Source organism: Steroidobacteraceae bacterium (genome assembly GCA_041395505.1).
Taxonomy (GTDB): domain Bacteria; phylum Pseudomonadota; class Gammaproteobacteria; order Steroidobacterales; family Steroidobacteraceae; genus JAWLAG01.
This window is the reverse complement of sequence record JAWLAG010000002.1, coordinates 603134-629754: the sequence shown is the minus strand read 5'-3', so window position 1 is coordinate 629754 and position 26621 is coordinate 603134. Positions and strand designations below refer to the sequence as shown.

General features: G+C 65.4%; 22 protein-coding genes and 1 riboswitch. Of the genes, 18 read left to right on the top strand and 4 right to left on the bottom strand.

Going from position 1 to position 26621, the window contains the following annotated elements:
• Positions 1-2 precede the first annotated feature (2 nt).
• Positions 3-1700: an alpha/beta fold hydrolase gene (locus R3E77_15480; GenBank protein ID MEZ5500814.1), complete on the bottom strand. Its 1698-nt coding sequence runs from the start codon at positions 1698-1700 to the stop codon at positions 3-5.
• Positions 1701-1772: 72 nt separating this feature from the next.
• Between R3E77_15480 and R3E77_15475 the strand changes: the two genes are divergently transcribed.
• Complete coding sequence (locus tag R3E77_15475; protein MEZ5500813.1) at positions 1773-3032, top strand: MFS transporter; 1260 nt, start codon at positions 1773-1775, stop codon at positions 3030-3032.
• 91 nt (positions 3033-3123) lie between these two features.
• On the top strand, positions 3124-3537 hold the full coding sequence (locus R3E77_15470) for a hypothetical protein (protein MEZ5500812.1): 414 nt from the start codon (positions 3124-3126) through the stop codon (positions 3535-3537).
• On the opposite strand, the gene R3E77_15465 is transcribed toward R3E77_15470, so the two are convergent.
• Positions 3521-4069 carry a hypothetical protein gene (locus R3E77_15465; protein MEZ5500811.1) on the bottom strand — a complete coding sequence of 183 codons (549 nt, stop codon included), beginning with the start codon at positions 4067-4069 and terminating at the stop codon, positions 3521-3523. The genes R3E77_15470 and R3E77_15465 overlap by 17 nt on opposite strands.
• 76 nt (positions 4070-4145) lie before the next feature.
• On the opposite strand from R3E77_15465, the gene R3E77_15460 reads away from it, so the two are divergent.
• The 12 genes from R3E77_15460 to R3E77_15405 all read left to right on the top strand — a co-directional run bounded on the left by R3E77_15460 (position 4146) and on the right by R3E77_15405 (position 18383).
• The gene (locus R3E77_15460; protein MEZ5500810.1) at positions 4146-5216 is read left to right on the top strand and encodes a PA0069 family radical SAM protein; all 1071 of its coding nucleotides are present in this window, start codon (positions 4146-4148) and stop codon (positions 5214-5216) included.
• 138 nt (positions 5217-5354) lie between these two features.
• Entirely contained in the window at positions 5355-6083 is a 729-nt protein-coding gene (locus tag R3E77_15455) for a hypothetical protein (protein MEZ5500809.1), read from the top strand.
• Positions 6080-6907, top strand: coding sequence for a hypothetical protein (locus R3E77_15450; GenBank protein ID MEZ5500808.1), 828 nt, complete (start codon positions 6080-6082; stop codon positions 6905-6907). The genes R3E77_15455 and R3E77_15450 overlap by 4 nt, the downstream gene beginning before the upstream one ends.
• 16 nt (positions 6908-6923) lie before the next feature.
• Positions 6924-8186, top strand: a complete 1263-nt coding sequence (locus tag R3E77_15445) for a hypothetical protein (GenBank protein MEZ5500807.1) — start codon at positions 6924-6926, stop codon at positions 8184-8186.
• 17 nt (positions 8187-8203) lie between these two features.
• Positions 8204-10540 carry a serine/threonine-protein kinase gene (locus R3E77_15440; protein MEZ5500806.1) on the top strand — a complete coding sequence of 779 codons (2337 nt, stop codon included), beginning with the start codon at positions 8204-8206 and terminating at the stop codon, positions 10538-10540.
• Positions 10541-10547: 7 nt separating this feature from the next.
• Entirely contained in the window at positions 10548-13037 is a 2490-nt protein-coding gene (locus R3E77_15435; GenBank protein MEZ5500805.1) for an SUMF1/EgtB/PvdO family nonheme iron enzyme, read from the top strand.
• Complete coding sequence (locus R3E77_15430) at positions 13018-13293, top strand: hypothetical protein (GenBank protein ID MEZ5500804.1); 276 nt, start codon at positions 13018-13020, stop codon at positions 13291-13293. The genes R3E77_15435 and R3E77_15430 overlap by 20 nt, the downstream gene beginning before the upstream one ends.
• A gap of 15 nt (positions 13294-13308) precedes the next feature.
• The gene (locus R3E77_15425) at positions 13309-14148 is read left to right on the top strand and encodes a MotA/TolQ/ExbB proton channel family protein (protein MEZ5500803.1); all 840 of its coding nucleotides are present in this window, start codon (positions 13309-13311) and stop codon (positions 14146-14148) included.
• 5 nt (positions 14149-14153) lie between these two features.
• On the top strand, positions 14154-15473 hold the full coding sequence (locus R3E77_15420; GenBank protein ID MEZ5500802.1) for an FHA domain-containing protein: 1320 nt from the start codon (positions 14154-14156) through the stop codon (positions 15471-15473).
• 2 nt (positions 15474-15475) lie between these two features.
• Positions 15476-16564, top strand: coding sequence for a VWA domain-containing protein (locus tag R3E77_15415; protein ID MEZ5500801.1), 1089 nt, complete (start codon positions 15476-15478; stop codon positions 16562-16564).
• Positions 16561-17613 carry a hypothetical protein gene (locus R3E77_15410; protein ID MEZ5500800.1) on the top strand — a complete coding sequence of 351 codons (1053 nt, stop codon included), beginning with the start codon at positions 16561-16563 and terminating at the stop codon, positions 17611-17613. The genes R3E77_15415 and R3E77_15410 overlap by 4 nt, the downstream gene beginning before the upstream one ends.
• A complete protein-coding gene (locus tag R3E77_15405) occupies positions 17592-18383 on the top strand; it encodes a hypothetical protein (GenBank protein ID MEZ5500799.1) in 792 nt (263 codons plus the stop codon). The genes R3E77_15410 and R3E77_15405 overlap by 22 nt, the downstream gene beginning before the upstream one ends.
• Positions 18384-18388: 5 nt before the next feature.
• On the opposite strand, the gene R3E77_15400 is transcribed toward R3E77_15405, so the two are convergent.
• Positions 18389-19729, bottom strand: a complete 1341-nt coding sequence (locus R3E77_15400) for a hypothetical protein (GenBank protein MEZ5500798.1) — start codon at positions 19727-19729, stop codon at positions 18389-18391.
• Positions 19730-19911: 182 nt separating this feature from the next.
• Here R3E77_15400 and R3E77_15395 point away from each other — a divergent pair, with 182 nt between their 5' ends.
• Positions 19912-20604: a hypothetical protein gene (locus R3E77_15395; protein ID MEZ5500797.1), complete on the top strand. Its 693-nt coding sequence runs from the start codon at positions 19912-19914 to the stop codon at positions 20602-20604.
• A gap of 52 nt (positions 20605-20656) precedes the next feature.
• Here R3E77_15395 and R3E77_15390 read toward each other — a convergent pair whose 3' ends face one another.
• On the bottom strand, positions 20657-20860 hold the full coding sequence (locus R3E77_15390) for a hypothetical protein (GenBank protein ID MEZ5500796.1): 204 nt from the start codon (positions 20858-20860) through the stop codon (positions 20657-20659).
• A 206-nt stretch (positions 20861-21066) separates the two neighbouring features.
• Between R3E77_15390 and R3E77_15385 the strand changes: the two genes are divergently transcribed.
• The 3 genes from R3E77_15385 to R3E77_15375 all read left to right on the top strand — a co-directional run bounded on the left by R3E77_15385 (position 21067) and on the right by R3E77_15375 (position 26618).
• Positions 21067-23901, top strand: coding sequence for an EAL domain-containing protein (locus tag R3E77_15385; GenBank protein MEZ5500795.1), 2835 nt, complete (start codon positions 21067-21069; stop codon positions 23899-23901).
• Position 23902: 1 nt separating this feature from the next.
• Entirely contained in the window at positions 23903-24436 is a 534-nt protein-coding gene (locus tag R3E77_15380; GenBank protein ID MEZ5500794.1) for a C40 family peptidase, read from the top strand.
• 117 nt (positions 24437-24553) lie between these two features.
• Positions 24554-24633, top strand: a riboswitch (cyclic di-GMP riboswitch).
• A gap of 92 nt (positions 24634-24725) precedes the next feature.
• Positions 24726-26618: a hypothetical protein gene (locus R3E77_15375; GenBank protein ID MEZ5500793.1), complete on the top strand. Its 1893-nt coding sequence runs from the start codon at positions 24726-24728 to the stop codon at positions 26616-26618.
• Positions 26619-26621 lie beyond the last annotated feature (3 nt).

Genomic DNA, 26621 nt, shown 5'->3' with positions numbered 1-26621 from the left:
GGTCAGGCGTCCAGGAAGGCGATCAGCTCCCGGCCCCAGTCGCGCCAGCTCGCCGGCATGCGTCGGAAGGGGATATGCGGAAAGTCGCGGTGAGCATTGCGCGTGTGCGCAAGGTTCGGGTCCCAGTCCGGCGCGACGAGCATCGCCGGGACCTTGAGCGCACGTAACCGGGCCTTGACCGGATAGGCGAAGTGCGCCTGGTAGGCGGCGCGCCACATCTCGGGCGCTTTGAACACTTCGATGACCCGACGGTGCACCATTTCGGTTGCAACGTTCACGGGCTGGTGGATCACGCCCTGACTGCTGCGATCGAACCATGGCCAGAACAGGCTTTGATCGCGAATCATATGCCAGGTGTGCAGCAGATGACCGCCGTACCAGTCCGGTTCGATACGCGGCGTGTAGTGTTTGCGAAGTCGCGCGAGGGTCGGCGCATCGAAGTACATGAGGTCGGCGAGCACGAGGCGGCGCAGGGCGCTGCGCGCCGTCGTGGCGAGCTCGAGGCCAACCAGCGCACCGCCCCAGGTGCCGACAAAATCGTACTGATCCACGCCGAGCGCCCGAAGTGCCTGCTGCACGGCGCGTGCATGGCCCGCGACCGTTACACGACCCGATCCGAGGGTATTGTCCGATTCGCCATGGCCGGGCAAATCGATGGCGATGACCGGACGGTGACCGATGAACGATTCGGCCAGCGGACGGATGATGTCGGAAGATCCCGCGGCATCGTGCTGCACGACCACGGGCCGTCCGGGCGCGTCGAGGTTGCGCCGCAGGCGCAACTGCCCGCCCGGGATGCGCACGGTGTCGTTCCAGGCGCGACCGGCAATGCCTGCGGTTGCAGCGACTGCCGGCGCCGCCGCCGGCTTGCCGCGCTTGAGGAAGTCGCGAACCAGGTCGAGGGTCTCATCGACGCTGCCACCTGCGATCACGCTCGTCGTCCTGGAGCAGTTGCGCAGCCTCGGTAATTGCGTCGCTAGCACATCGGTCTTCGCGGCAGTCACCAGCAAGGGTACGGTCGCATGACGGGTCGCAAGTTCGCCGCGCATGGTGAACGCCGCGCGATAACCGACACGGTAATGATCGCCCGCGCGCAACAGGTCGAGCAGTGCGGCCTGCAGGGTTTGCGGATCCGGCACGCTATTGGGCAGCCGCTCCGCCTGGCTCTTGGCATACCAGGGGAAGAAGATGGTCTGCTCGCGCATCCGCGCCCAGCTCCAGGTCAGGTGCGAGCCATCCCATTCGGGTCGGAAGGGCGGCAGATAATTGGCGACGAGATCGGCACGCTCGTTCTCATCGAGTACCACATAGCCATTGGCTGCAGCTGCTGTTACCCGCTGCGGAAACGCGAGAGCCATCGCGCCGGCTATCATTGCGCCGGTGTGAAAGCCGTAGATCGCAGCGCGTCCTATGCCGAGCGCATCCATGAACTCCGTGACGGCCTCGGCGAAATCGACGGTCTCGGCCGCAGCGACACCCAGAGGGTCCGACAGGCCGAAGCCGGGCGTGTCCGGTGCAATGCAGGTGAAGTGTTTGTGCCAGCGCCGCATGGTGTGGATCATGTCGAGCGATGACAAGGGTGACTGGTGCAGCATGATCACTGCGGGACCGCTGCCGCAGCGGCGGTAATGCACCTGCCGTGCACCCCAGCGACCGTCGGTAATGGTTGCGAAGTGGCGGGTGATTTCCGGCTTGGCCATAACGACTCCGAACTTGCACGCTGGGCTTGGTTATCATGCCTGTATTTGCAGTGCGGCTGAAAGACGGCGTCATTGACTAACCACTCCGCGAGCGCGCTGGACGCATTGCGTCACGGGCAATTCATGCGCTATGCCGCGGCGCGCTTCCTTGCCACGCTCAGCTGGCAGATGATCGGGGTCGCGGTCGGCTGGCAGGTTTATGCCCGCACGGGCAACCCGCTTGACCTGGGCTGGGTGGGGCTCGCGCAGTTCCTGCCGTTCTTCCTCGCCATCCTGCCTGCCGGTTTCGTGGTCGATCGGGTCAACCGTCGCAACGTGCTGATCGCCGCCTATTGCATCGAGGCGAGTTGCGCCGTGGCACTGCTCGTTTTCACGTTGCTGGACGTCGCCGATGTGCGCTTGATCTTCGCCGCCATGGCGCTGTTTGGCCTCGGCCGGGCATTCTGGATGCCGGCCGGGCATGCCATCGTGCCGAATCTGGTACCCGTACCGCTCTTCCCCAGCGCGGTGGCCGCCAACTCGGTGTTGTTCCAGACCGGTGTGATCATCGGCCCGGCGCTCGGCGGACTGCTCTACCTCGCGGGGCCGGCAGTCGTGTACGCGTTCATCCTGTGCCTGCTGGCGTTGGTCGTGCTGCTGATGGCGGGCATACGCCTGCCGCCTGCCGGCGCGGCGGCCATCACCAGCAGCCTTGCGGAAGTCCTCGAAGGCCTGCGCTTCGTGCTGCGCAAGCGAATACTGCTCGGCGCGATCTCGCTCGATCTGTTCGCGGTGCTGTTCGGCGGTGCAACCGCGTTGCTGCCCGTGCTGGCGCGTGATGTGCTGCAGGTCGGGCCTGCCGGCCTCGGGCTTCTGCGCACGGCGCCTGGCCTCGGTGCCGCGCTCATTGCAGCACTGATCGCGCTGCGACCCATACGCCGTCATGCGGGGCGATGGATGTTCGGCGGGATTGGCGCGTTCGCCGTCGCGACCATCGTGCTCGGCCTGTCATCCTGGTTCTGGCTGTCGCTGCTCGCGCTCGTCGTGCTCGGAGGTGGCGACATGGTGAGCGTCTACGTACGTTCCGTGCTGGTGCAGCTCGAGACGCCCGACCATATCCGCGGCCGGGTCAGCGCGGTCAGTTCGATGTTCATAGGCGCTTCGAATGAACTCGGCGAATTCGAATCGGGCGTCACCGCCAGTTGGTGGGGCGCGGTACGCGCCATCGTGATCGGCGGCGTGCTATGTCTCGGCGTGGTTGTGATCTACGCGCGATTGTTTCCGGAATTGCGTCGGATGGATCGACTCCTCGAACGCAGCGATGATGCACTACCCGCGCGCCCGTCAAGCTGACGCAAAACACCGACAAGGAAATCTGCAGATTGCGATTCAAGTCGCGCTGCCATGGCTTGTCCACGCGTCGCGTGGCGGATCTAATAAGCGCATGCAAGCTCCCGCGTTCAGCACCTTCTCGGCGATTGCCGAAATCTTCGTTACCGCCGGCGTCCTGACCGTGGTGCTCCGCAATTATCTGCGCAAGGGTTTCGCAGTGCGACTCGCTGTCGCCGTCATCGTTTTCGAATTCTCCGTGAACATGATGTACATGATCTCGCGCCAGCGTGCAGGGCATGACAGCGCCGCATCGTCACCCTACATCGCGTTCATGGCCGCGCACGGGATCCTGTCATTGCTGGTTTTCGTTCTTTTCGTCGTATTCGCCTACCTGGCATTCGTCGCGATCAAACGCGACCGGCACTTCTTCCACGAGCATCCGTTCCTGTGCTTCGGCTTCCTCGGGCTGTGGATGCTGAGCGTGGGCTCGGGCGAATTCCTGTACGCGCTCAACTACCTGCTATAGCGATTGCGAGCAGCGCGACCGAGGCAGCTGTCGTGAGGCTTGCGCACAGGGCAACGGCGCGCTGACCAATCGACCGCCATCGTGGCGGCAGTCTGCCCACGGTGAGCAGCGCGACCAGCGTCAGATGTGCGCTCAGCAGCAGCACGAAACCGTAGCCGAAGAAAATATGCAGCAGGTCCAGGGTCACATAGCCGCTGCCGTAGCCGACCGCCGGTACCAGCAGCGCAAGGCCGCTGAGGCTCGCGCCACACATGAGATAAAAAGCATGTAATCCGACGCGATAGTGCGTCGGGCGAGCCGGCGCACGGACACGCAGGTAGTGGCGAAGCTGGTAGCTCGCGTACACCGGCAGCACGATCGCCGCCGGCATCCAGTGCACAAATTCCCAGTAGTTGCGGTCGGCGAGGCCCGCACCGAAAAAAAGCAACAACGAGCCCGTCAACGTGGCAAACAGCAGTCCCGCAAGCGTCGTGACGATGAGCGGCGATTGCCAGCGTCGTGCCTGGCGCACCTCGGCTGGTGGCAAGTTCATGGCCGCAGTATGCCCGGCCGATGCGACAGGCTGCGCGCCGCTGGACAGTGAAACTGTATATCTATACAGTTACTTGATGAGTGCGATCGTCAAAGGACGGGGCTCGACACTGCAACCGGCGGTGCGTTTCGATGCGCTGGCCAAGGACTACGAGCCCGAAGCGGGCTTGCTGGCGTCGCAGGGCCAGGGTCTCGCGAGGACGGTCGTCAGCATCGACCATGCGCGCAGCATCATCAGCCACAACCAGTCTCCGGACATCGGTTTCGATCAGTCAGTCAATCCTTACCGCGGTTGCGAGCACGGTTGCGTCTACTGCTATGCGCGTCCAAGCCATGCCTATCTCGGCTTGTCGCCGGGTCTCGATTTCGAGACGCGCATTTTCGCCAAGCCCAATGCCGCGGCCCTGCTTGCCAGGGCGTTGTCGCAGCCGTCCTACCGCGTGAGCACCCTCATGCTGGGCGCCAACACCGACCCGTATCAGCCTGCCGAGCGCAAGCACATGATCACACGCGGTTGTCTCGAGGTCCTGCTCGAGCGGCGTCACCCGGTGGCGATCGTCACCAAATCCACATTGATAGAACGGGACCTCGATTTGCTAGCGAAGCTCGCTGCCCTCGATCTCGTTGCCGTGTCGATCAGCCTGCCGCTCCTCGATAACGATCTCAAGCGCGTGCTCGAGCCGCGCGCCGCGGCGCCTGCCGCGCGGCTCGCCTGCATTCGCGCGCTGCGCGCTGCTTCGGTGCCGGTCACCGTGCTGGTCGCCCCGGTCATACCGTTCATCAATGATCAGGACCTCGAGCGCATCCTGGAACTCGCACGCGAGGCGGGGGCCAGCAGCGCAGGTTATGTCATGTTGCGTCTGCCGCTCGAAGTCGCACCGCTGTTTCGCGACTGGCTTGCAACGCATTATCCCGAGCGTGCCTCGAGGGTCATGGCGGCCGTGCAGAACATGCGCGGCGGGCGGGACAACGACAGCCGTTTCGGCAAGCGCATGACCGGTGCCGGCCCGTACGCCGACCTTCTGCGCTCGAGGTTTCGCCGCGCCTGCCAGCGCCTTGGACTCGCGCAGCGCATGGCACCGCAACTCGACACGTCCCGGTTTCGCGCACCCCCCCAGGCGCCCGGGCAGGCGAGCTTCGGGTTCTAGCCAGGCCCGGCATGGCGCCCGAGCGGGAGGCGCAAGGATCCCGGGAACCCAGCGCGCGCCCGGGAGTCTTAAGTCTTCGGGTGGCCTGCGCGTGGCATACTCAGGGCAGGGCATGCCAGCGCGAAAAGGGGGCGAGTCATGATCAACTGTCTCTCCATGGGCAGCGACCGGCGCATTGCTGTTGTCGGAACGATTGCCACCGCCTGTCTTCTGCTCGGCGGATGCATGTCGGCGCGCGTCGACGAATCGCGAGAGCAACATACCGAGATCGGCAAGGACGAAGCCGTCGTCATACTCGCCAAGCCGCAGATTGAAAGCCTTGGCGCCGAAGACAAGTTCATGGACTGCATCGGCAGCTCGCTGTCGCGAGGAGGCGAGCGGGCCATCCGCGTCGCCGATAACGACACCTTCGTCGACAGCGTCTTCCCCTGGCTCGAAGCCGGCACGGCGCCGACACGTCCTGAAGCGGTTGCCACCTTGCTCACCCGCCCGGGCGTCGCCGAGCAATTCGAACGCACGGGCGTGCGTTATATCGTCTGGCTCGATGGCGGCACGCGCAAGACCGATGGGGGTGGCAGCCTGGCCTGCGGCGCGGCACCGGGTGCCGCGGGCTGCGTCGGTTTCGGTTGGTGGGAAAAGGAGTCGGCTTACGAAGCCACGATCTGGGACGTCAAGACCGCGAAATCCGCTGGCAGCGTCGGTACCAATGTGACTGGCACCTCCGCGATCATCGGCGCCGTCGTGCCGCTGCCGTTCATAGCCCGTGTCGAGGGCACCGCCTGCAATCGCATCAGTGAGCAATTGCGCGGGTTCTTCCATGGTGACGACACCGCGCCCGCTGCGCCCTCGGGTGCAGGGAGCGAATGAACGAAACATTTGCACTCGAGTGGCGTCCAATGATTCCAGATGACCGTTGCCTGCCCCGAGGTGATACCGACATGACCATCGCCGACTCTCGGTCCAACCATCGCCCGACGCCCCTGCTGTTGCTTGCGGCACTGGTGCTTGCCGCCTGCGCCAGCAATGGCAATGGCAGCGGCACCGGCGGCATGCCGGGCAGTCCATCACCCTCGGGCGGCGGCGCCTCCTTGCCCCTGCCGGTGCCCTCGTCGGGGACGGGCGCGTCGACACCGGGTTTGCCGAGCGCCGGCTTGCCCAAGCCCTCGGCCGGCAAGGATGCGAGCGGCAGCGGTACGACAGGCACGGCCGAGCCAGCGACCACGCCTGAGGAGCGCAGCACCACGATTGCCAAGCGCCTCGACGATTCCATCGGCGATTTCGATCGCAAGCTCCAGGGCGAGCAGGACGAACTCGCGCGCCAGCGTGATGCCCGCGCGGCCGATCGCGCCGGCAGCGCGAAGACGGAAGGCACGGACGGCACGGGCGAGGGCGAAGCCGGTGCCGCCGATCCCACCATGGCGAAAAACGGTGCGAACAAATCGCGCGCCGGCGATCTCAAGTCGCAGAACGAGCAGGACCAGAAGCAGGCCGAACAGGACGGCGACCAGACGGCGGGCGGTTCCAGCTCGGGCGGCGGCGGTCGCGGCGCCAGGAACATACCGAGCGGCGATGACGACGACATCGTCGCAAGGCGCCTGCGCCGTGCTGCCGAGCAGGAGACCGATCCGGAGCTCAAGGAGAAACTCTGGAAGGAGTACATCGAATACAAGAAAAGCGTCACGGGCGGCTGAGGCTGGAGGCTGATCGATGAAACTTCTTGCAATTGCACTCCTCGCGTACGGCACTTTGCTCACCGGTTGTGTGGTTCATGAAACCCGGCCGCTCGAGAAGATCAACCCCGTACAGGCGACTCAACAGATTCCTGCCGACGAGTTGCTCGATGTCGGCGTGCATGTGTTCGATCCAGGCATACCGGCCGAGATCGCTGAGGATCCCGATGCGCTCGCCAAACGACGCATCTACCCCGATCTGCGTCGTGCCGAAGCGCGTTTCGTTGCCGCATCGCTCAGCGATACGCTCGAAACCTCCGGCCAATGGGGCGCGGTGCGCACCGTGCCCGACAACGTGCAGTTCGTCGACATCCTGCTCACCGGCAAGATCATCGAATCGACCGGCGCCAATCTTGCGCTGCAGGTACGTGCCGTCGATGCCACTGGTCGCGTCCTCATCGACGACCGGCGCTACGCAGGGGACGCCGATGTCGGCTCGTACAAGACCGATGCCGCGCTCAAGGCGCGCGATCCTTTCCAGAATGTCTATTCGCGCATTGCGAACGATCTGGTCGCGGCGCGCGCCGGCCTCACGGCCGAGGACCGGCGTGCAATTCGCCAGGTCAGCGAGTTGCGGTTCGCGGAGGATCTTGCACCGAGTGCGCTGGCGGGCTACCTGGTTACCGACAACAACGGACGTCGCAGCATTGCGCGGCTGCCGGCGGAGAACGATCCACTCATGCAGCGCGTGCGCCGTATCCGCGAGACCGATGCCACCATCATCGACACCCTGGACGGCTACTACGAGAATTTCGACGACCAGCTCTCCGATGCCTACGACTCCTACCGGCGGGCAAGCTTCGAGGAAATGGAGAAAGAAAACCGCCTGCGTAACCAGGCGCGCACCCGCACCTTCCTCGGTGCCGCGGCGGTGCTGGCCTCGGTGTTCGTGCCGGGCCAGTGTGCCGCGACGGACTACAATTGCCGGCGCATCGAAAGCGCGGCACGCACGGCCGGTGCCATCGGCGGCACCGCGGGTGTGCTGTCCGGACTCAAGAAATATGCCGACGCCAAGAATGCCGCGGCGTCGGTGCGCGAGCTGTCCGAGTCCTTCCAGGGTGAGGCCGCATCGCAGGTCGTCGACGTCGAAGGCAAGACGCTGAAGCTCGTTGGCTCGGCGGACGAGCAGTATCGGGAATGGCGGCAGCTGCTGCGCGAGATGCATCTCGAAGAGACCGCAGGCGTTGCCACGGCGCCACAGAGCACGGATGATAGTGCCAGCAACGCGAAAGGCACGTAACCATACGTTGAGGGTGGATGCTGAGTATTGCCGAAGGCATACAGCTTTGCGGTCGCTTCACGCTTCTTAGCAAAATCGGCTCGGGTGGGCATGGCGAGGTCTGGCGCGCCAGGGATGCGCTGCGCGAGCACGAAATTGCCCTGAAGGTGGTGCACGGCGCGGTCGCGCGGTCGGGCAATGGCTGGGAGGCACTCGAGCGCGAATACGAACTGGCGCAGCGCCTCGCCCACCCCGGCATCCTCGAAGTGTTCGAACCGATGCGTGACGGCCAGCTGCTGATGCTGCCCATGGAGCTCGCGACTGGCGACCTGCGCCGCATGCGCGGCGAGCCCTACACCCGCATCGTCCCCATGCTGCTCGAGACCGCCGAGGCGTTGAGCCACGCCCATTCGCGCGGCGTGATACACCGCGACCTGAAGCCGGGCAACGTGCTCATCGACAACGAAGGGCGGATCAAGCTGGCCGATTTTGGTACCGCATCGCGGGTGGACGACGTCGATCGCGCCGCTTTCGGATCGCCCTTCAGCGCGAGCCCGCAGCAGATCAAGGGTGAACCGGCGACGGCGAGCGACGACATCTACGGCCTCGGCGCGCTCGCCTATGAACTGCTCTCAGGCTATCCGCCTTTCTACCCCCGCTTCGATGCGCGTGCCGTGGTGAGCCAGCCGGCGCCGCAGCTGATGCCGATACACCCGGTGCCGCCGAGGCTCGCAGACCTCGTGATGCGCATGCTCGCAAAGACGGCGGCCGAGCGGCCGGCCTCGATGGAAGAAGTCATCGGCGAGCTGCATGCGGCCTTGCAGGATACGGTGTCCGTCGAGCTGCCGGCTCTGAGCGCCGCCGACGTGGCCTCGCAAGCCGGCGAAACGCCGAATGTCACGGCGGCCGATGGCGAGACGGCCGGCGGTCTGCCGCCACTCATCATCGAAGACGCCGTGCGTGCGCGGCGTGCCGATTCCGGCCCTGCTCGCGGACCGATGCGGCCGGTTCTGATCGCGCTGGTTGCGCTTGTCGCTTTGCTCGGCACCATTTTCTTCGTCCTGCCGCGCTTCGCCGCGAAACTGCCGGCACCCACGGTACCCGTCGGCGCCGGCGGCGAGGCGCCTGCCGATTCCAACGCCGTCGATCCCGAACAGCTGGCGCGGGCCAACGAGTTGCGCGCGAGCTTCGAATCGAGGCTCGCGGCCCTCGAGGAGCATGCGGCTCCGGTGTGGGGCGGCGCTGCCTATGCGGCGGCGCGATCCCTTGGCACGGACGGCATCGCGGCGCTCGACGCGGGCGATTTCGAACTTGGCATCGATCGCATCGAGACTGCCTTGCGACGGCTCGACAAGGTCGATGAGGGTGCGGCCGCGGCCTTGCATGCGCAGCTGGCCGAGTCCGAGCGCGCCTTCAAGGCCGGGCAGACCGACCGGGCCCGCCAGGCCGCGGAACTGGCCCTGCGTATCAAGCCCGATGATGCCGCTGCCAAGGAAGCTCTGGCGCGCACGGCGCAGTTGCCCGATCTTCTGCAGCTGCTCGCGGATGGTGCCAATGCGGCCGCTGCCGGCGAGCCTGCGCGCGCCGCGGAATTCTTCCAGCAGGCACTGGCCCTGGCGCCCGACAACGCCGATGCGAAAGCAGGCCTCACCGCGGCGCGCGCCGCGATGGGGGCCGATGCCTATGCCGGTCATGTGGCCGATGGCTATGCCGCGCTGAAGGCAGGCAAGCTCGATGCGGCGCGCAGCGCCTTCGAGGCGGCCGCGAAGCTTCGCAGCGATGGCCCGGAGGCGCAGAGCGGCTTGGCGGAAGTCGCGGCTGCCGGGCGCAGCGGCAACTGGCAGCAGGCGCGCAGCCTCGCGCTCGGCCATGAGAACATGGAGCGCTGGGCGGACGCACAGAAGATCTACGAGGGCCTCCTCAAGGAGGACGGCGGCATCGCGTTTGCGCGGCAGGGGCTCGCGCGCGTGCGGCCTCGCGCGACCCTGGCGAGCGCCTTGCAGGGCATCATCGATGCGCCGCAGCGGCTTGCCGCTGCCGAAGTCCGCAACGAGGCCGACTCGCTCCTCGAGCAGGCCCGCGGCATCAGTCCCCAGGGACCCGTGCTGCGCTCGCAGATCGCCCGAATCGAACTTTTGCTGCCCGAATACGACAAACCAGTATCGGTCGTGCTCGAGTCTGACGACGCGACCACGGTGAGCATCACGCGTGTCGGGCAGTACGGAAGCTTCATGCGACGACAAGTCGAACTGAAACCCGGACGTTATGTCGTGGTCGGTACGCGTACCGGCTACCGCGACGTGCGCCGCGAGATAGTCGTAACGCCGGGAGAGAGCGTTCAGACGGTCATCGTGCGCTGCGACGAAGCCATCTGAGGCCGACATGACCACCGGCGCGCGTCCCGCAATGCGCGAACTCACCGACCTGACGATCATCGAGCCGCAGGGGCAGCGGCGGATGCGGCTGCCGCTGACCATCGGCGGGGCCGGTGCGACGATCGTCGTGCCCGGCCCGACCGGGCCGATGCTCAACATCGAAGTCATCGACGGTCGGCTGCGGCTCGTGAAGCTCGCCGGCGCCCCCGCAGTCGACGTCAATGGCGACCGTCTCGATGATCACCACGATCTCGCGCCGGGCGATGTCGTTCACTGCGGCCGCGTGCAACTTCGTTTGCAGGAGGCGGACGGCACACTCGCCCTCGACGTCGAGCACGATGTTGCCAATCGCACCCAGGCGCCCGGGCAACTTCCCGCTACGACTCGCGTGGTGACCCACAGCGAAGAGTCGATCGCCATCAAGCCCATTGCGGTGCAGCTTCCGGTCGGCACAACGCTCCCTCGTCGCCGCTCAGCCGCACCGCCGACCCAACGCCTGCGCTGGGTGCTGGCGGCGGTCTCCGCCGCGGCGCTCGCAACGACGCTGTTCATTGCCGCGCTGATTCGCGTGCCGCTCGATCTGGCGCCCAATGACCTCAACGTTCGCGCGACAGGCAGCCTGTTCAGCTGGCATGCCGGCGACACCCTGTTCGTATTTGCAGGTCGACACCAGCTGCGCGCGCGCCGCGAGGGCTATTACGATGGCGAAGTCGCGATCGTGGCGAGCGACGGCATGACCGCACCGGTCCGGATCCGGCTCGTCAGGAAGCCGGGTCTCGTGACGGTCGACACGGCCGACATCGCTGCGCTCGCCTACGTCGATGGTGCCGAGGCGGGGAAAGTGCCGGGCGAGCTCGAGATCAAGCCGGGCGCGCATACCATCACCCTGCGGGCCAAGCGCTATCTCGATGCGATCGGCAAGATCGACGTCGAGGGTGGTGGCCTGCGACAGACGATCGCAATCGAAATGCAACCCGACTGGGGCGTCGTCAATGTCTCGAGCAGCAGCGCGGCCGCCCTGCTTCGCGTCGACGACCAACCGGCGCAAGCGCTTCCGGCGCGTCTCGAGCTGCCTGCCGGCGTACACAGGCTGCGCATCACGGCGAGCGACGCCCGTGCCTGGGACAGCAGCGTCGTGGTGCAGGCGGGCCGGACGATGGATCTTGGTCCCATCGATCTTGGCGCACCGGATGCACTGCTCGAGGTTCGCAGTCAGCCTTCCGCGGCGGAGGTTTCTGTCGGCGGCAAGTATCGTGGCCGCACGCCACTGACTGTCAGTCTCGCACCGGGAGTCGATTATCCGGTGCTGGTGTCGCGGCGTGGCTATCGCAGCCGCGCCGTGCAGTTCACGGCAGTGGCAGGCAAGACCGAGCAGCTCAAGGTTGCACTCGAAGCGCTCAACGTGAGTCTGAATATAGCCGGCGAACCCGCCGCGGCCGATGTATTCATCAACGGTGTCGTCCGTGGACGCGCGCCGCTTCGCGTTGATCTGCCGGCAGGCGATTACCAGCTGGAGTTGCGCGCCGAGGGTTTCGAACCCCTCACGCAGAAGGTGGCGCTGTTACCGGGCGTGGCGCGCCAGGTTGATTACCAGCTGTTCCGTCCCGGTGCGCGCCGCGAAGCCCTGGCGCGAACCATCCGCGCGCCCACGGGTGCTGCCTTGCAGCTCATCACGGGCGGTCAGTTCAACATGGGCAGCGCGCGGCGCGAACAGGGGCGACGTCCCAATGAGTCGCTGCGCGCGGTCACGCTGAAGCGCCCGTTCTACATCGGCGTGACCGAAGTCAGCAACGGCGAATTTCGGCGATTTCGCCCCGATCACAAGTCGGGCATCGTCGGCGATCTCAGCATCGATCTCGACTCCCAGGCCGTCACCGGTGTCGACTGGGCAGAGGCCGTCGAGTATTGCAATTGGTTGTCACGTGAAGCCGGACTCGCCGAAGCCTACGAGCGGCGTTCGGACCACTGGGTGCTGCGTACGCCCGTCGGCGATGGCTATCGTCTGCCGACCGAGGCCGAATGGGAGTACGCGGCGCGCGTGTCCCCGGGCGGTCTCCTGCGTTATGCCTGGGGGAACAGCCTGCCCGTGCCGAGCGGGCGGGACAATCTCGGTGGCAGCGAGGCGGGCGGCATTCTCGGCTCGGCGCTTGCGGGCCACAGTGACGAGTACAAGGCAGTCGCACCAACCGGCCGGTTTCCAGCCAATCCCTCCGGACTCTTCGACATGGGCGGCAACGTGTCCGAGTGGGTCAATGATCGTTACGCCGCGTTTCCGGATCGAGAGGCGAGTATCGACCCGCTGGGCCCGGAGAGTGGGCGCAGCCATGTGTTTCGCGGCGCAAGCTGGCGCACGACGCTCACCGCCGAGCTGCGCCTGGCCTGGCGCGAGGCCGGCGATGTCGCAGCCAACAATCTTGGGTTTCGGATAGCGCGCTACGCTGATCCCGCTGGCGTGCAGTACACCGAGGAGGACAGCAATGCCCTTGCGTCGCGCTGAGCGCCAGACCCTGGCGTTGATCGCCCTGACCGCCCTTGCGGCGCTGCTCTGTGGCACCGCCGTTCTCTACGGTACGCGCCTCCTGGCCCAGGAAGCACAGGCGCAACAGCAGGAGCCCGTGGAGAAAACGGATACCGCGGAGCCGCAGGCCCAGGAAAAGCCGGCCGAACCCTTGAGCCAGGGCGCGGATGCGGAGAGCGACCCGAGCATGCGCGATTCGGCTGACAATAACGTCTCGTTTCCAATCGACATCTAACTGCAGGCGCAGACCATGAATGACACGAATGCAATTTCCAGTCCGGCCAATCTGCTGCAGCTGCGGCGCTATCCGAATGAGTTTTCATTCAACGTAGCGGCGCTGATGCTGGCGATCCTGCTGGTACACACGATCTATGTCCTGCATGTGCGACCGACGGCGAATGCCATCATGGCCGCGCAGAAACTCGCCATGGACCAGGACCCGAATTTCGTCGCCGAGCGCAGTCCCTACATCCTCATCAAGGACTACGAGCAGGAATCCGAGATCATCCTCATGCTCTGGGCCCTTGCGATCATGGGCTACAAGGCCCTGTCGCAGCGTCGCGAGCGGCAGATCCTGGACGGGGAAGTACTGCGCATTCCGGAGGGCATGCGCATACTGCCCGAGGACACGCGCGAGTACTCGCGGCAACTCGAGGCGCTGCCGGCTGAGCAACGCAACGCGCTCGTGCCGCGCGCACTCCTTGCCGCACTCGGACGGTTTGGCGCGACGCGAAACGTCCAGGACGTGTCCGATGTGGCCCACGCGGTATGCGAGACCGAGTCCGAGCGTCTCGATTCGGAGCTGTCGATGCTGCGCTACATCGCCTGGGCCATACCGGCCATCGGCTTCATCGGTACGGTGCGCGGCATCGGCGATGCACTCTCGCAGGCACACAAGGCTGTATCGGGCGATATCAGCGGCGTCACCGCCGGACTCGGTGTGGCATTCAATTCAACGCTGATCGCGCTGTTGCTGTCGATACTGCTGATGTTCCTGCTGCACCAGTTGCAGCTCGTGCAGGAGCGGCTCGTGCACGATGCCGAAACCTATCTCGATCAGAAAGTCATCCGCAACATGCAGGCGCACTGACGGCCATGGCCTGCCTCGGTCTGCATGTCGACGACGCGTCGTATGCCATCGCGAGCGACGGCGTGTTGCTCGATTGCCGACCGAGCCTCGTCGACAATGGCTCGGCCGGCAACGGCAGCCTCGGCGATGACGCGCAATCCCTGCTGCGCGAGGCGCCGGAACGGGTCAGCAGCGATCACTGGCAAAGCCTGCAGCTTGGCAACGGCGACGATGATGCCAACAACATGCTGCTTGCGAGCGAGTTACGCAGGCGTCTTGCCAGCTACGGCGGCAGCGACGACCAGTACGTCGTCGCCGTCCCGGCGCGCTTCGACATCGCTCCGCTCGGCGTGATTCCCGGACTGTTCGCGGCGCTCGAGTTGCCCGAGCCGCAACTGTGCGACGCTGCTGCACTCAGCGCGGCTGCAAGCGGCGTGCAAGGTGCCGCGATCGTGCTCGAAGTGGGTCTTCATCACGTTGCTGCAAGCCTGGTAGAAACCGGCGCGGCTGCGCGCAGGCTGCGATCCGTAACCGTGGAGGGCATCGGGCTGATCCGCATGCAGGAGCTGTGGCTCGAGTGCATCGCGGCCAGCATGGTGCGCCAGACCCGCTTCGATCCTCTCCATCACGGACAGCTCGAACAACAGCTATACGATGCGCTGCCGCGTGTGCTGGAGCGTCTGGCGCACGGGCAATTGGCACAGGTACAACTGAGTTCGCAGGGACGAGCGTTCACCGCCAGGATTGCGGCGGCCGACCTGCAGTACGCCGCAGCGCCACTCTATGAGCGCGTGCAGCAAGTGCTGGCGGAGCTCGGCGCCGTGAGCGACGTTTCGCTTCTCCTGCCGCGGCACTGCGAGCACTGGCCAGGTTTCCCGGTGGCGATCGCGGCGGTCTGCGCGGGTCGAATGGCACTGCTGCCACAAGGCGTCGCGGCGATGGCGGCATCGCGGCAAGCGGTCGCAGGTTCGGGGCTCGCACTGGCACTTGCCGTGCCGACACTGGCAGAGCCCGTGTTCGCGCCGGCCTGGACGCCGATTCGAAGTGCGACCCCGGCAACGCCCACCGCAATCGCCATCAACGGCCAGCGTTTCGAATTGGCTGCCGAACACAGGACCCTTGGGCGCGAGGGCTGCGATATTCCGTTGCCGGCAAACGCGCAGGGCGTGTCGCGCCATCACTGCACCATCGAGGCCGATGGCGACCGGCACTACCTCGTGGATCACAGTCGCCACGGCAGCTTCCACAACGGCCAACGCGTCGCGAAGCGCACGCCGCTGCATGCCGGTGACCTGCTGCGCATCGGCAGTCCGCCGATCTATGCGCAGTTTCTGGCTGGCGACTGAGCATGCCCCGCCGCAAGGTCGAAGTCTTCAGCCTGTCCTTCCTCGACTGCATCAGCTGCGGCTTCGGTGCCGTGATCCTTTTCTATACCATCATCAGCGCACAAAGCGGCCAGGAGCGTATCCGGCGTACCGACGATCTCGCGGCCGAAGTCAGCCGTCTCGAAATCGAAGTGCTGGAAGGCACCAAGAATCTGGTCGTGTTGCGCAATACGCTCGAGAAGACCACCAGTGAAACCGCATCCGCCGCCGAGCGCGCGCGACGCTTCGTGCAGGAGATCCAGGAACGGCGCGAGCAGTCGTCCGTCTTCGACAAGGAGACGCTGGCGCGACGCGAGCACATCGAGAAACTGAAGGCCGACGTGCGTTCGCTGGAGGAGGAATCGCGGCGGTTGTCGGCGCGTGCGGGCGAAGATGATCTACCCTCGGCGACGGGCAAGCTGCGTGGCGGTCCGAGACGCTATATCAATGGCCTTAATTTGCGTGGCAAGCGAATCCTGATCCTGCTGGACCGCTCGGCCAGCATGATGCACGACGACGTCGTGGAGATCCTTCGTTTGCGCAATACCGCGCCTGAGACGCGCCGGCGCACCGAGAAGTGGCGCCGCGCAGTGCGCATCGTCGACTGGCTCAGCACGCAGTTGCCCGGCGAATCGAGCTACCAGCTGTATGCATTCAACGTCAATTCGAAGGCCGTGCTCGGCGAGACTGCAGGCAAGTGGTTGCGTGCCGATGACCGCGCCACACGCGGACGCTTGCGCGACGCCGTCCGTGAACTCGTACCGGAGGAGGGCACGAGCCTGGTCAATGCGCTGGCGGCTTTGAAGGACCTGAAGCCTGCGCCGGATCAGATCGTGTTGATCACCGATGGCCTGCCAACGCAGGGCAGCACCCCGCCGGGATTCGCCAAATACATCTCCGTGCGCGATCGCGCCAAACTGTTCGATGCCGCAACGCGTGACCTGCCCGCAAAGACGCCCATCGACGTCGTTTTGCTGCCCATGAAAGGCGATCTGCCTGCGACACATCGTTACTGGATGGTCGCGCGCAAGAGCGGCGGCAGTTTCGTGATGCCATCGCGGGACTGGCCATGAAGCGGCGACAACGCGAGACCGAAATCATCAGCCTGTCGTTCATCGACTGCATTTGCTGCGGTTTCGGCGCGGTTATCCTGCTTCTCGTGCTGTCGGAATTCGGCCAGCCCGTGATCATCGAAAAATCGCGACAGGACCTGTCCCAGCAATTGAAGAAACTGCAGGAAGAGCTGTTCGCGTTGCGCGGCGAGACCGATCAACTCAACCGCGAATTGCAGGGTCGCATCGACAAGCTCACGATCGAGAAAAGGCGCCTGAGCCGTCTTGCCGGCGATATCAGCAGCGTGCGCGGTGAGTTCAAGACATCGCGCAACGAAGCGAGCGTGAGCGATATCGTCGAGAACGAGCTGGCAGACGCCTACCGGCAGTTGACGGCCGACGTCAAGCTGCTCGAAGCCAAGGTACCCGACCGGCCGTTGCGTTCGGACGCGATCGGCGGCATTCCAGTCGACAGCGAATACATCATTTTCATCATCGATACCTCGAACAGCATGCACGGCCAGCACTGGGATACGGCGGCCGGTGTGATGACTGAAATCCTCGATATCTATCCCAAGGTCAAGGGACTGCAGGTCATGGACGACGAGGGCCGGCCCATGTTCGAGGGCACCCGCGGCAAGTGGCTCGAGGACAACGACCGGCAGCGGCGGCGCATCCTCGAGCGCATGCCCGACTGGGCGCCGTACAGCAATTCCAGCCCGGTCGAAGGCATCGTGGAGGCCATCAGGCGATATTGGGCGCCGGACAAGCGCATCAGCCTCTATGTGCTCGGCGATGAATACACCGGCGATTACATCCAGACGGCGCTCGATGCCGTGGCGGCGGTCAATCTGCCCGGCAAGGGCGGCCGCAAGATGGTGCGCATCCATGCCATTGGATTCCCCGCCGTGGCCGGTCCCACGGCATTTACAAACATCAAGTTTTCCGCCTTAATGCGCAGTATGTGCGCGCAGAACGACGGTACCTTCGTCGGCATCACCCAGGACGACGCCTGCGGCTTTGCGGTCGAATTTGGCGGGGTGCGCAAGTGTCTCAGCGGCGAGCGCTGAGCCGCGTTGGCGCAACGGTCGGCGCCTGCCTCGCCGCGGCGCTGATCGTCGGCTGCGGCGGCGTCGAAATCGCACCTGCCGTGGCGTTGCCGCGTGCGCTCGTCAATCCAATCGAAGCACGCGTCGGCCTGCTCGTGCAGCCCGACATGCGCAATTTCGTCCATAAGGAATCGCGCTGGGGCGTGCCCTGGTCCATCGAACTTGGACCGGGCCACCTTGCCATGGTGCGCGCTTTGTTCGGCGCGGAATTCAAGGATGTCGCCGAGTTCTCGACGCTCGAGGAGGCTCATGCCGCGAGCGGATTACGCGCGATTTTCGAACCCAGGATCGAACAGTTCTCCTTCGCGACCGCGAAGGACACCGGTGGCGGCTACTATGCCGTCACCATTCGCTATCGATTCAACGTCCTGACGCCCGATGGCGCAGCCGTTGATAGCCTGACGCTCACCGGCTATGGCAACAGTGCCGCGAAGGGTGTCTCGAGCGGCAATCCGCTGATCCTCGCCAGCCAGCGCGCCATGCGCGATGCCGTCGCGAAATTCCTGGTGCAGTTTCCCGAGATGACGCTGGCGGCGCAGTTGCGCGATGGCGCGCCCCTGCTGGCGAGTGCGACTGGCGCGAGGGCGAATCGCATCGAGGCCGTACCCATCATCGACACGGCACCGGCGACTGGTGTTGTGTCGCCGCCGGCATCCCTACCCGAACCGGTGCCGCCGGCCGCGGAGCCTGCGCCCGTGCCACCACCACAGGAACGACTCGCAGGGCGATAGCAGCGTCAAGATTTCGGTGGCGCGGGCTTGGCGACCACGAGCGAGTCGCGCACGATGATGCCTTCGGTCGGTACCGTTACCCCGTTTTCCATGCGTGGCGCATAGCGGGATTTCTTCGCCGCGAAAATCACCGAGCGCTCCTGGGCGTCCGACGCCTCGCTGCGCATCGACTCACAATCGCCGATCTTGCCCGTTTCGCTCACGCTGCATTTCACTTCGACCACCCGAAGATCCTCCTTGTCGGGGTCGTAGCTCGAGCGCGTGATGGAACTCGACGGCGCCTTGTAGGCGAGCTGGCGCGGCTTCGCGACCAGGTCCAACTGGTTGCTGGCCACCAGGTCGGGCCAGGCTTGCTGGTAGACACCGAGCGCCTTGGCGGAATTGGCGCCCACAAGGTACCAGTCGCCGAGGTCGAGCAGGGTCTGGCCGCGCAATCCGAGATCGGGTGGTGTCGCCTTGTTGATGCGATCGAGCGCAATCAGCAGCGCTTTCTCGCCGTCGGTATTGACCCGCTGCAGTTGCGCGCCCGTCTGGTTCTGGGATGCAAACGGATCCTGCGCAGCGGCGCTGGCCTCGGGATCCTCGTAGCCGAGCAGGAATTCGAGCATGTAGGTGCGGGCGATCCCGCGCAATGGCGGCACCGACTCGAGGGCGGCTTTGCCCAGACTGTTCTCGGCAACGCCGAGTGCCTGCGCGTACATGCGCCGTGCCGTCGAGAAGCGGCCCATGGACTCGAACCAGGCCGCGTAGTTCGCCATGGCGGGCAACATGCGCGGGTCGGTCGCGCCGTAGTTGGTTTCCGCGATGCGATAGGCGTATTGGTGCTCCTTCTCGGCGTCCGCAAGCTGATTCAGCGCGACCTCGGCGCTGATCAGCGACTCCACGATCGGCAGCTGCCCGATGTTGTATAGGCCGTTGAGGTTACGCGACAGATCGACCGCGCGGCGTAGTGCGATCGCGGCGCTCGTCGGATCATTCTTCGCCAGGTAGGTCAGGCCGAGTCCATGCAACGGCGGGATGAGATCGGCATTGGCGCCGCGGGTATTCGCATCGAGCACCGTGACGCTGCGCAGATAGGATGTCTCGGCAAGACCCAGGTTGCCGAGGCGCAGCGCGGTCGTGCCGACGTTGGTAAGCGGGATGGCCAGCTCGAGCGCATCGTTGCCGAAAGTGCTTTCGGTCGCACTGACCAGCTCGTTGGCCCGCGCCAGTGCGTCCTCGAAGCGGCGCGCATCGAATTCGGCGCGAAATTGCTGATAGAGGGCCAGCCGCTCGCTGTCGTCCTGGGCCCAGGCGGCGGCTGACAGGGTCAGCATGCCGCAGATCAACGCCGCAAATCGCCTCATGGGTGCACCCCGTTCGCTGTCGCGGTCATACTATCGCTTCTTGAACCTGCAATCAGCCATAGCTGACCTTCGCGACGCCCCCGGGGTTCCGTGCTGGCGAGCAGATCAGCCCTGGCGGCGCGCCCGATGTGCGCTTTGGGCGTGCCAAGGCCGTGCCTGCGCAATACAATGGCAGAATAATAATGAACGATACGGATTCGAAGCAGGCCTGGATCGCGGGCGCCAGCGGTTTCGTCGGTAGTCGACTGCTCAGCCTGCTGCTCGAGGTGCCGGATTTCACGCGGGTGGTGGCCATCACCCGCCGGCCGCTGCCGGGCGATCACTCGCGGCTCGCGAACCGGATCGTGCAGTTCGAGCGGCTGGAGGCACAGCTCAAGGGATCGCGTTGCGATACGGCATTCTGCTGTCTCGGCACGACCATCAAGCGTGCCGGCTCACAGGCGGAGTTTCGTCGCGTCGACCACGACCTCGTGATGGCTTTTGGGCGGGCCGCGCGCGCGGGTGGCGCGCAGCGCTTCGTGCTGCTGACCGCGGCGGGCGCCAACAGCGCATCGACCAACTTCTATCTTCGGACCAAGGGCGAGCTGGAAACCGCTGTTGCCGCTCTCGGGTTCAGCTCTCTCGATATCCTGCAGCCCGGCCTGCTGTTGGGATTGCGCCGCGAACTGCGGCCAGCGGAGCTCGCGGCCATGCTGGTCATGCCGGCGGTCAATCCATTCCTGGGTGGCCCGCGACGGCAGTACCGGGCCATCAGCGCCAATACGGTGGCGCGCGCAATGCTGGGTTGTGCCCGCAGTGGCCGTCGTGGCGTCTATCGCTACGCCTACGACGCCATGCAGGAGCTTGGCAAGCTCCGAACTGCGCCCGGAAATTAGCGATCTGTTCTCGCGAAAACCGGCAGCCAGCGACGGTGGCTGCCGGAGCGTGCTATTTCTTCTTGCTGGCTTTCTTGCGCGTCGCTTTCTTGGCCGCGGGCTTCCCGGCGGCTTCCGCCTTCGAGGTGCGGCGCAGGTCTGCTGCATGGGCGCGCTTGTAGCTCTGGATGTCCTTGAATCTGCCCTTGGCATCGCGAACCGCATAGAGCTTGGTGCCCTTGCTGCTGCGATGCGTAGTCCTTCTGGCTTTCGCCATCGTTGGCTCCCTCAGGTAGTTGAATGCTCGAGCGGCGGACGCTAGCGCCTGCGACGTTGCGAGTCAACCACAGGGGGCATGTGACGCAGTCGGCAGTTCCGGGATCGGCGTTGCCGTGTCAGGCCCGAAATTGCGTTAACTCGCAATCTTGGTCTTTGGTTGTTCGCTAAGTTAGCGGACAACTCCACCGGGGCACACGCGTCAGCATGCAGAAGCTGCTTCGCCATCTGAGAACATCGATCGGCCAGCGGATGGCGGAAGTCATCTCCCTGGCCGCATGCGCCCCGCTGCTGGTGCTCTTCGGACTGATCTCATGGCAGCGATCGGTCGATGAGTCCGGGCGAATGCAAAGTGAGCTCGGGGCGCGCAGCGAAGCAGCCGTTTCGGGCCTGCAGAGTCGCCTGGCGGCGGCGCGTGACGTGAGTGCCGTGCTGGTGGCCGGTGCATCGGGGCGTGACGATCGGGTGCTGCGCGCCAACGTGATCGTCTCGCCGGCATTCAGCTCGGTCACCGTCGTGCCGGCAGATCACAACGGTACCGTGGCGCGAACCTTGATGCGTAGCGGCGCTGGCGAGGACGTGCTGCGCAACGTCGATACGGCTGCGCTGGTGACGGCGCAGTTCGACAGCGATACCAGCATCTTCGTCGTGCGCAGGATTGGCCCGGCCGCCGAGGCGCGGCTCGCGATCTTCGAACTCGACAGGCATTGGCTCCTGGGCAGCGACCCGGACCAGGCGCCCACATTCGGTCTGGTACTTGTCGCAGGTGCTGGCGCGCTGCTCACGCCGCCGGGTTTTCCGCGCGACGCGGTTCTGCCAACCGGCGTCAGTGCGCAGTTCGATCCAGCGGCATTCGAGACCTCGGCCGAACGCTTCGGCTGGCAGGCGGGCGGCAGGGAGTGGCTGGGTCACAGCGCTCTGCTGCAACTGCCCTCGGGGCTCGTTGCGCCGCAATCGCTGACCGTGCTCACCATGCAGGCCAATACGCCTGGCGCTTTGCTCACCGCCCGTGGCGTACTGATCACGCTCGCCGCCGTGCTGTCGCTGCTGCTGGCGGTGGGTGCCGCGGTCATCTACCTCACCGGTCTGTACGTTGCACCGCTGGCCGCGCTGCAGACGGCGCTCGACCGGCTGGGCCGGCACCAGCAGGCGCGGTTGGAGCCGCGTCGGGCCGATGAGATCAGCGATGCAGTCGATGCCTACAACCGCGCCGCGACGCGCATCGAGGGCGAGTTCCGCTCGCTCGAAACCCTGGCTGAAGTCGACCGGATGCTGCTCGCAGCCGATGATGTCGAGGCCATCGTCGATGGCCTGCTGGAGCGATTGCTGCGAACGACCGGTGCTGCGTCATCATGCATCGTGCTGCTCGATCCGAATACGCGCTCCTATGGGCGCAACTATTTCCTGACAGCCCAGCGTGCGGCTGCCGAAATGTCGCGTGTGCCCATCGATGCCGAACTGCTGCCAATGGTCGAGAATTCACCGCAGGGACTGACCATTGCGCGCTGCGAAGAACCACGCCACAGCGTCATTGCGCCGTTGCGCGAGGCCGGCAGCGAGTATTTCTGGATGTGGCCCGTCAATGTCGAAGGCGATCTACGTGCTTTGCTGGCAGTCGGGTTCCAGGATGCACCCAGCGTCGTACCCGATACCGCCAGACAGGTCGAGGAGTTCGCCGGACGTCTCGCGGCCGCGCTGTCGAAGCAGGCGCGCGATGCGGTTCTCTACCGCCAGGCCCACTACGATGGCATGACTGGGCTGCCGAACCGCCTGCTGCTCGCCGACCGGCTGGAACAGGAAGTCGCCGCGGTTGCCGGCGGCTCGGCACGCAGCGCTCTCCTGTTCGTCGATCTCGATCACTTCAAGAAGATCAACGACAGCCTGGGACATGCTGCGGGCGATCAGGTGCTGGCCATTGCGGCCCAACGTCTGCGTGGCTGCGTCAAGGACGGCGACACGGTCGCGCGTATCGGTGGCGATGAATTCACGATCATCCTGCGGCAAATTGCCGATCCACAGGCCGCGCAGGTCGTTGCGGAGCGTATCGTTCACAGCCTGCACAAGCCCGTGAGCATCGGCGGCAGGGACTACCGGATCGGTGCCAGTATCGGCGTGACCATGCTGCCCGATGATGCGACCAGTGCCGAGGACGCCATGCGCAACGCAGACCTTGCGATGTATCGCGCCAAGGACAGTGGTCGCGGGCGCGCCGTGTTCTTCGAGCCGCGCATGCGGGACCTGAAAATAACCGCGACGACCAGCGGCCTGCATCGCGCCCTCGAGCGACGCGAATTCGCGCTCTATTATCAGCCGCAGTTCGCGAGCAGCAACGGCGCAATCGTCGCGGTGGAGGCCCTGCTGCGCTGGCAGGCGAGCCGGGGCCGACCGCGCGATCCAAAGGAATTCGTACCAGCCGCCGAGCAGTCGGGCCTGATCATCGACATCGGCGCCTGGGTCCTGGAAACAGCCTGCGAACAGTATGCCGAATGGCGAGCGCAGGAGATTGCGCCGGCCCGGCTGGCCGTCAATATCTCCGCCAAGCAGCTCGATAGCCCGCAGTTCTTCGGTTTGACGGAAAGTATTCTGCAGCGATTTTCCATCGAACCCAGTTGCGTGGAATTCGAGTTGACCGAGTCCGTGCTCGCAGCCAGCGCGGCTGGCGATGCGCTCGAGCGTCTGGCAAAGTTGGGGATACGTATCGCGCTCGATGATTTCGGCACTGGGTATTCGGCCATGAACTATCTGCGGCAGCACCCGATCGCGGTGGTCAAGATCGACCGCAGTTTCGTCGAGGACCTGCCAGCCGATGGCGCGTCGGCCACGCTTACCGACACGATCATCACCATGGCCCATGCGCTCGGCAAGGAGGTCGTTGCCGAGGGAGTCGAGACGGCCGAGCAGCTGGAGTTCCTGCGTCAACATGGCTGTGATTTCATCCAGGGACATCTCCTGTCGCGGCCCCTGCCGGCGCGAAAGATCAGTACATTGCTGGCGCAGCGACCGAGCGTCCAGGAGTCGCTGCCGTACACGGCGACCGGCTGAGATGCGCGAGGCAGCATTGCGTTGCCGACGCAGCTGCGGTCCATCTTGCCTGGCGGCGCTGCTCCTGCCGACCCTGCTGGCGGCCTGCGCCACGACCGCGCCCGATACGTCCGTGGATCGCCAGGGCAGCGACACCGCACCCATCGCCGCAACACCGAAAACGCTCGGCGCGCTGATCGCCACCGATGCGCTGTCGCTCGTCGGCACACCCTATCGCTATGGCGGCGCGGATCGCACGGGCATGGATTGCAGTGGCCTGGTGCTCTATACCCACGCACAACACGGCGTGGTGGTGCCGCGAACGGCGCGCGAGCAACGCCGCAGAGCGCTGCCGGTTGCGATCGCGGATCTGAAACCCGGTGATCTCCTGTTCTTCAGGATCAATGGCGAGGCCACCGATCACGTCGGTCTGTATCTGGGCGACGGCCGATTCATGCATGCGCCGAGTTCGGGACGCGTGGTCAGCATTGCCTATCTGGACGATCCCTATTTCTCTCATCGCCTCGTTGCCGCGGGCCGTTTCTGGAATCCGTAAAATAGCCGGCGCGCAATATGTCTGGTTGCCCAGCGCGCGGGCGCAGCTGTCGGTGGAATGCGACGCGTACCACACAGTCCTTGCTTGACGGATGACACACGCTTGTCCACTCTACCGCTCTGACAAGGGCAAACCCGTCGCGAGGCGGGGACGCAAAGCTTCCGGTCCGTCGATTGTTGGACAGCGGGGTTACCGACGAGGCGCATCGCGTCCTCGACCTTCGATTCCCCAGCGGACGCCACGCAAGCCCGGTCAGTGCGTACGCTTTATTGTTCCGGGGAAAAACTTCATGAATCGACCGGCGAGTTCTCTCGACGACTCAGGTGTGCACGCGGGCCCCGCGTCGGGCGGCGCTCAATCGGGACAATTCGTCATCAATCTGTCTTCGTCCACGACGCCAATGGCACTCGTGAAACCGCAGTCGCCGGAGCTTGCGCGGTTTACGTTCTTTGTCAGTCGCCGACGGGAAGAGGGTCGGGAGCGATTCCGCCTGCACATGGGCTATTTCGCGACGCGTCGCGAAGCCAATGAGCTCCTGAACATCGTCCGGGAAATCTATCCCGCGGCATGGGTGGGTGATGCGCCAGGCAAGAAGCTGGCTGCCGCCCGGCAGGCCGCAGCGCCGGCCGCCGCTCCCGCACCGTCCAGAGCGGCTGCACCGAATGTTGTGGCGACGCCAGCGCCCAAGGCGGCGCCGGTTGTTGCCTGCGTCGTAGGCAAGAATTCTCCGCGCACCGCGTCGGTGACGCCGGCCGCGCCAGCCCAGGCGGCTGTGCCAGCACCGGCAGCTGCGCCGAGCGCACCGCGCAAGGCGTCACCGCCCGCAACCGTGGCGCGAGGCGCAGGCGCACCGGTTGCCGCGCCGGTTGCAACACCGCCGCGCCCGGCCGCGGTCAAGCCAACGACTGCAGCGCGTCCGTCCATAGCCGCCCCCACGACAGCGCCCGCGGCCAAGCCCGCTCCGACGACATCTGCCGCGCGTGCGCCGGCAGGCGCTGCGCCCGTCAGGGGACAACCCGCCAAGCCGGCTGTCATTCCGGCCGCAGAGCCCAGGAGTTCACAGCGACGCAAGAAGCTGCCGCGCAACAACGTACCACCGTCGAATGTGCGCGAGGTGCTTGCGCAATTGGGCGGCGCCAAACCGGCTGTAACATCGCCGCCACGCGCCGTGCCCCAGCCGCCGGCGGCTACCCGCGTAGCGAGTGCAAAAGTACCACCGACGCCGACTCGCGTACCGGCCGCCAAGGCCGCTCCACCCGCGGCACCTGCCGTCGTGGCTCCATCTGCAGCACCTGCCGCCGTTGTTGCGCCGGCTTCGCCAACGGCGCGGCTCGCCAAGCCCGAGTTGTCGGATACACAGGTGCTCAAGATGCTCGAGCGCCAGCGCTCCGACAGCGGTGACAGCGCGACATTGCGCGGCGCCGAAGCGGAGGCCAACGACATTCAGCTGCTGCGTCCAGACGATACCGGCACGATGCGGGCCCTGCGCGGCCAGCTCGAGAACAACGCCCCGGTTTCCTTTGCCGTGCAGCTCGACTGGTCGGTCACACCGATCGACCTGGCGCAGGTGCCGCCGCTCGCGATTTTCAGCGCCTATACGCTATACACCGTCGAAGGCGATCGCGATGGCCGAAAATGGTTCGGCCTGCGGCTCGGTTTCTTCTCCGATGCGGTATCCGCGAAACAGGTTGCGCATTACGTGCGCTCGGACTTCGCATCCGTTGCGGTCGTTCCTGTCGGCCAGGGCGAGAAGGACAGGGCTGCAGCCGATTCGGCCAGCGCCGCGGACAAGGCCCAGGCCAGTCGCAAGCCGCAGGTCGACACCAGTGCCAGCGGCGAGTTCAAGTTGTTCGATGTCGATCAGGAAACTTCGACGGCCAAGCCGCGCGAACCCGTCCAGCGTATGGCGCCCGAGCAGGTGCGCGCCAAGATCGACGCGGTACGCAACGAGAAGAGCAAGTTCAAGGCGACGGCGCCCGGTCGTCGCAGCAAGCCGGCGGGCGCACCGCAATCGCTCGAGGAAACGCTGGAAATCCTCGGTGCGAGCGAGCTTCAGATCGACAACGGGCGCGGCGAATTGCTCAACGACTCGGGCGTGCGGCACTTGCGTGTGCAGGTCGACAACCGCACCAGGAAATTCTCCAAGCTCCTCGATCGGCTGGCGGATCGCCTGAAGAGCTGATCC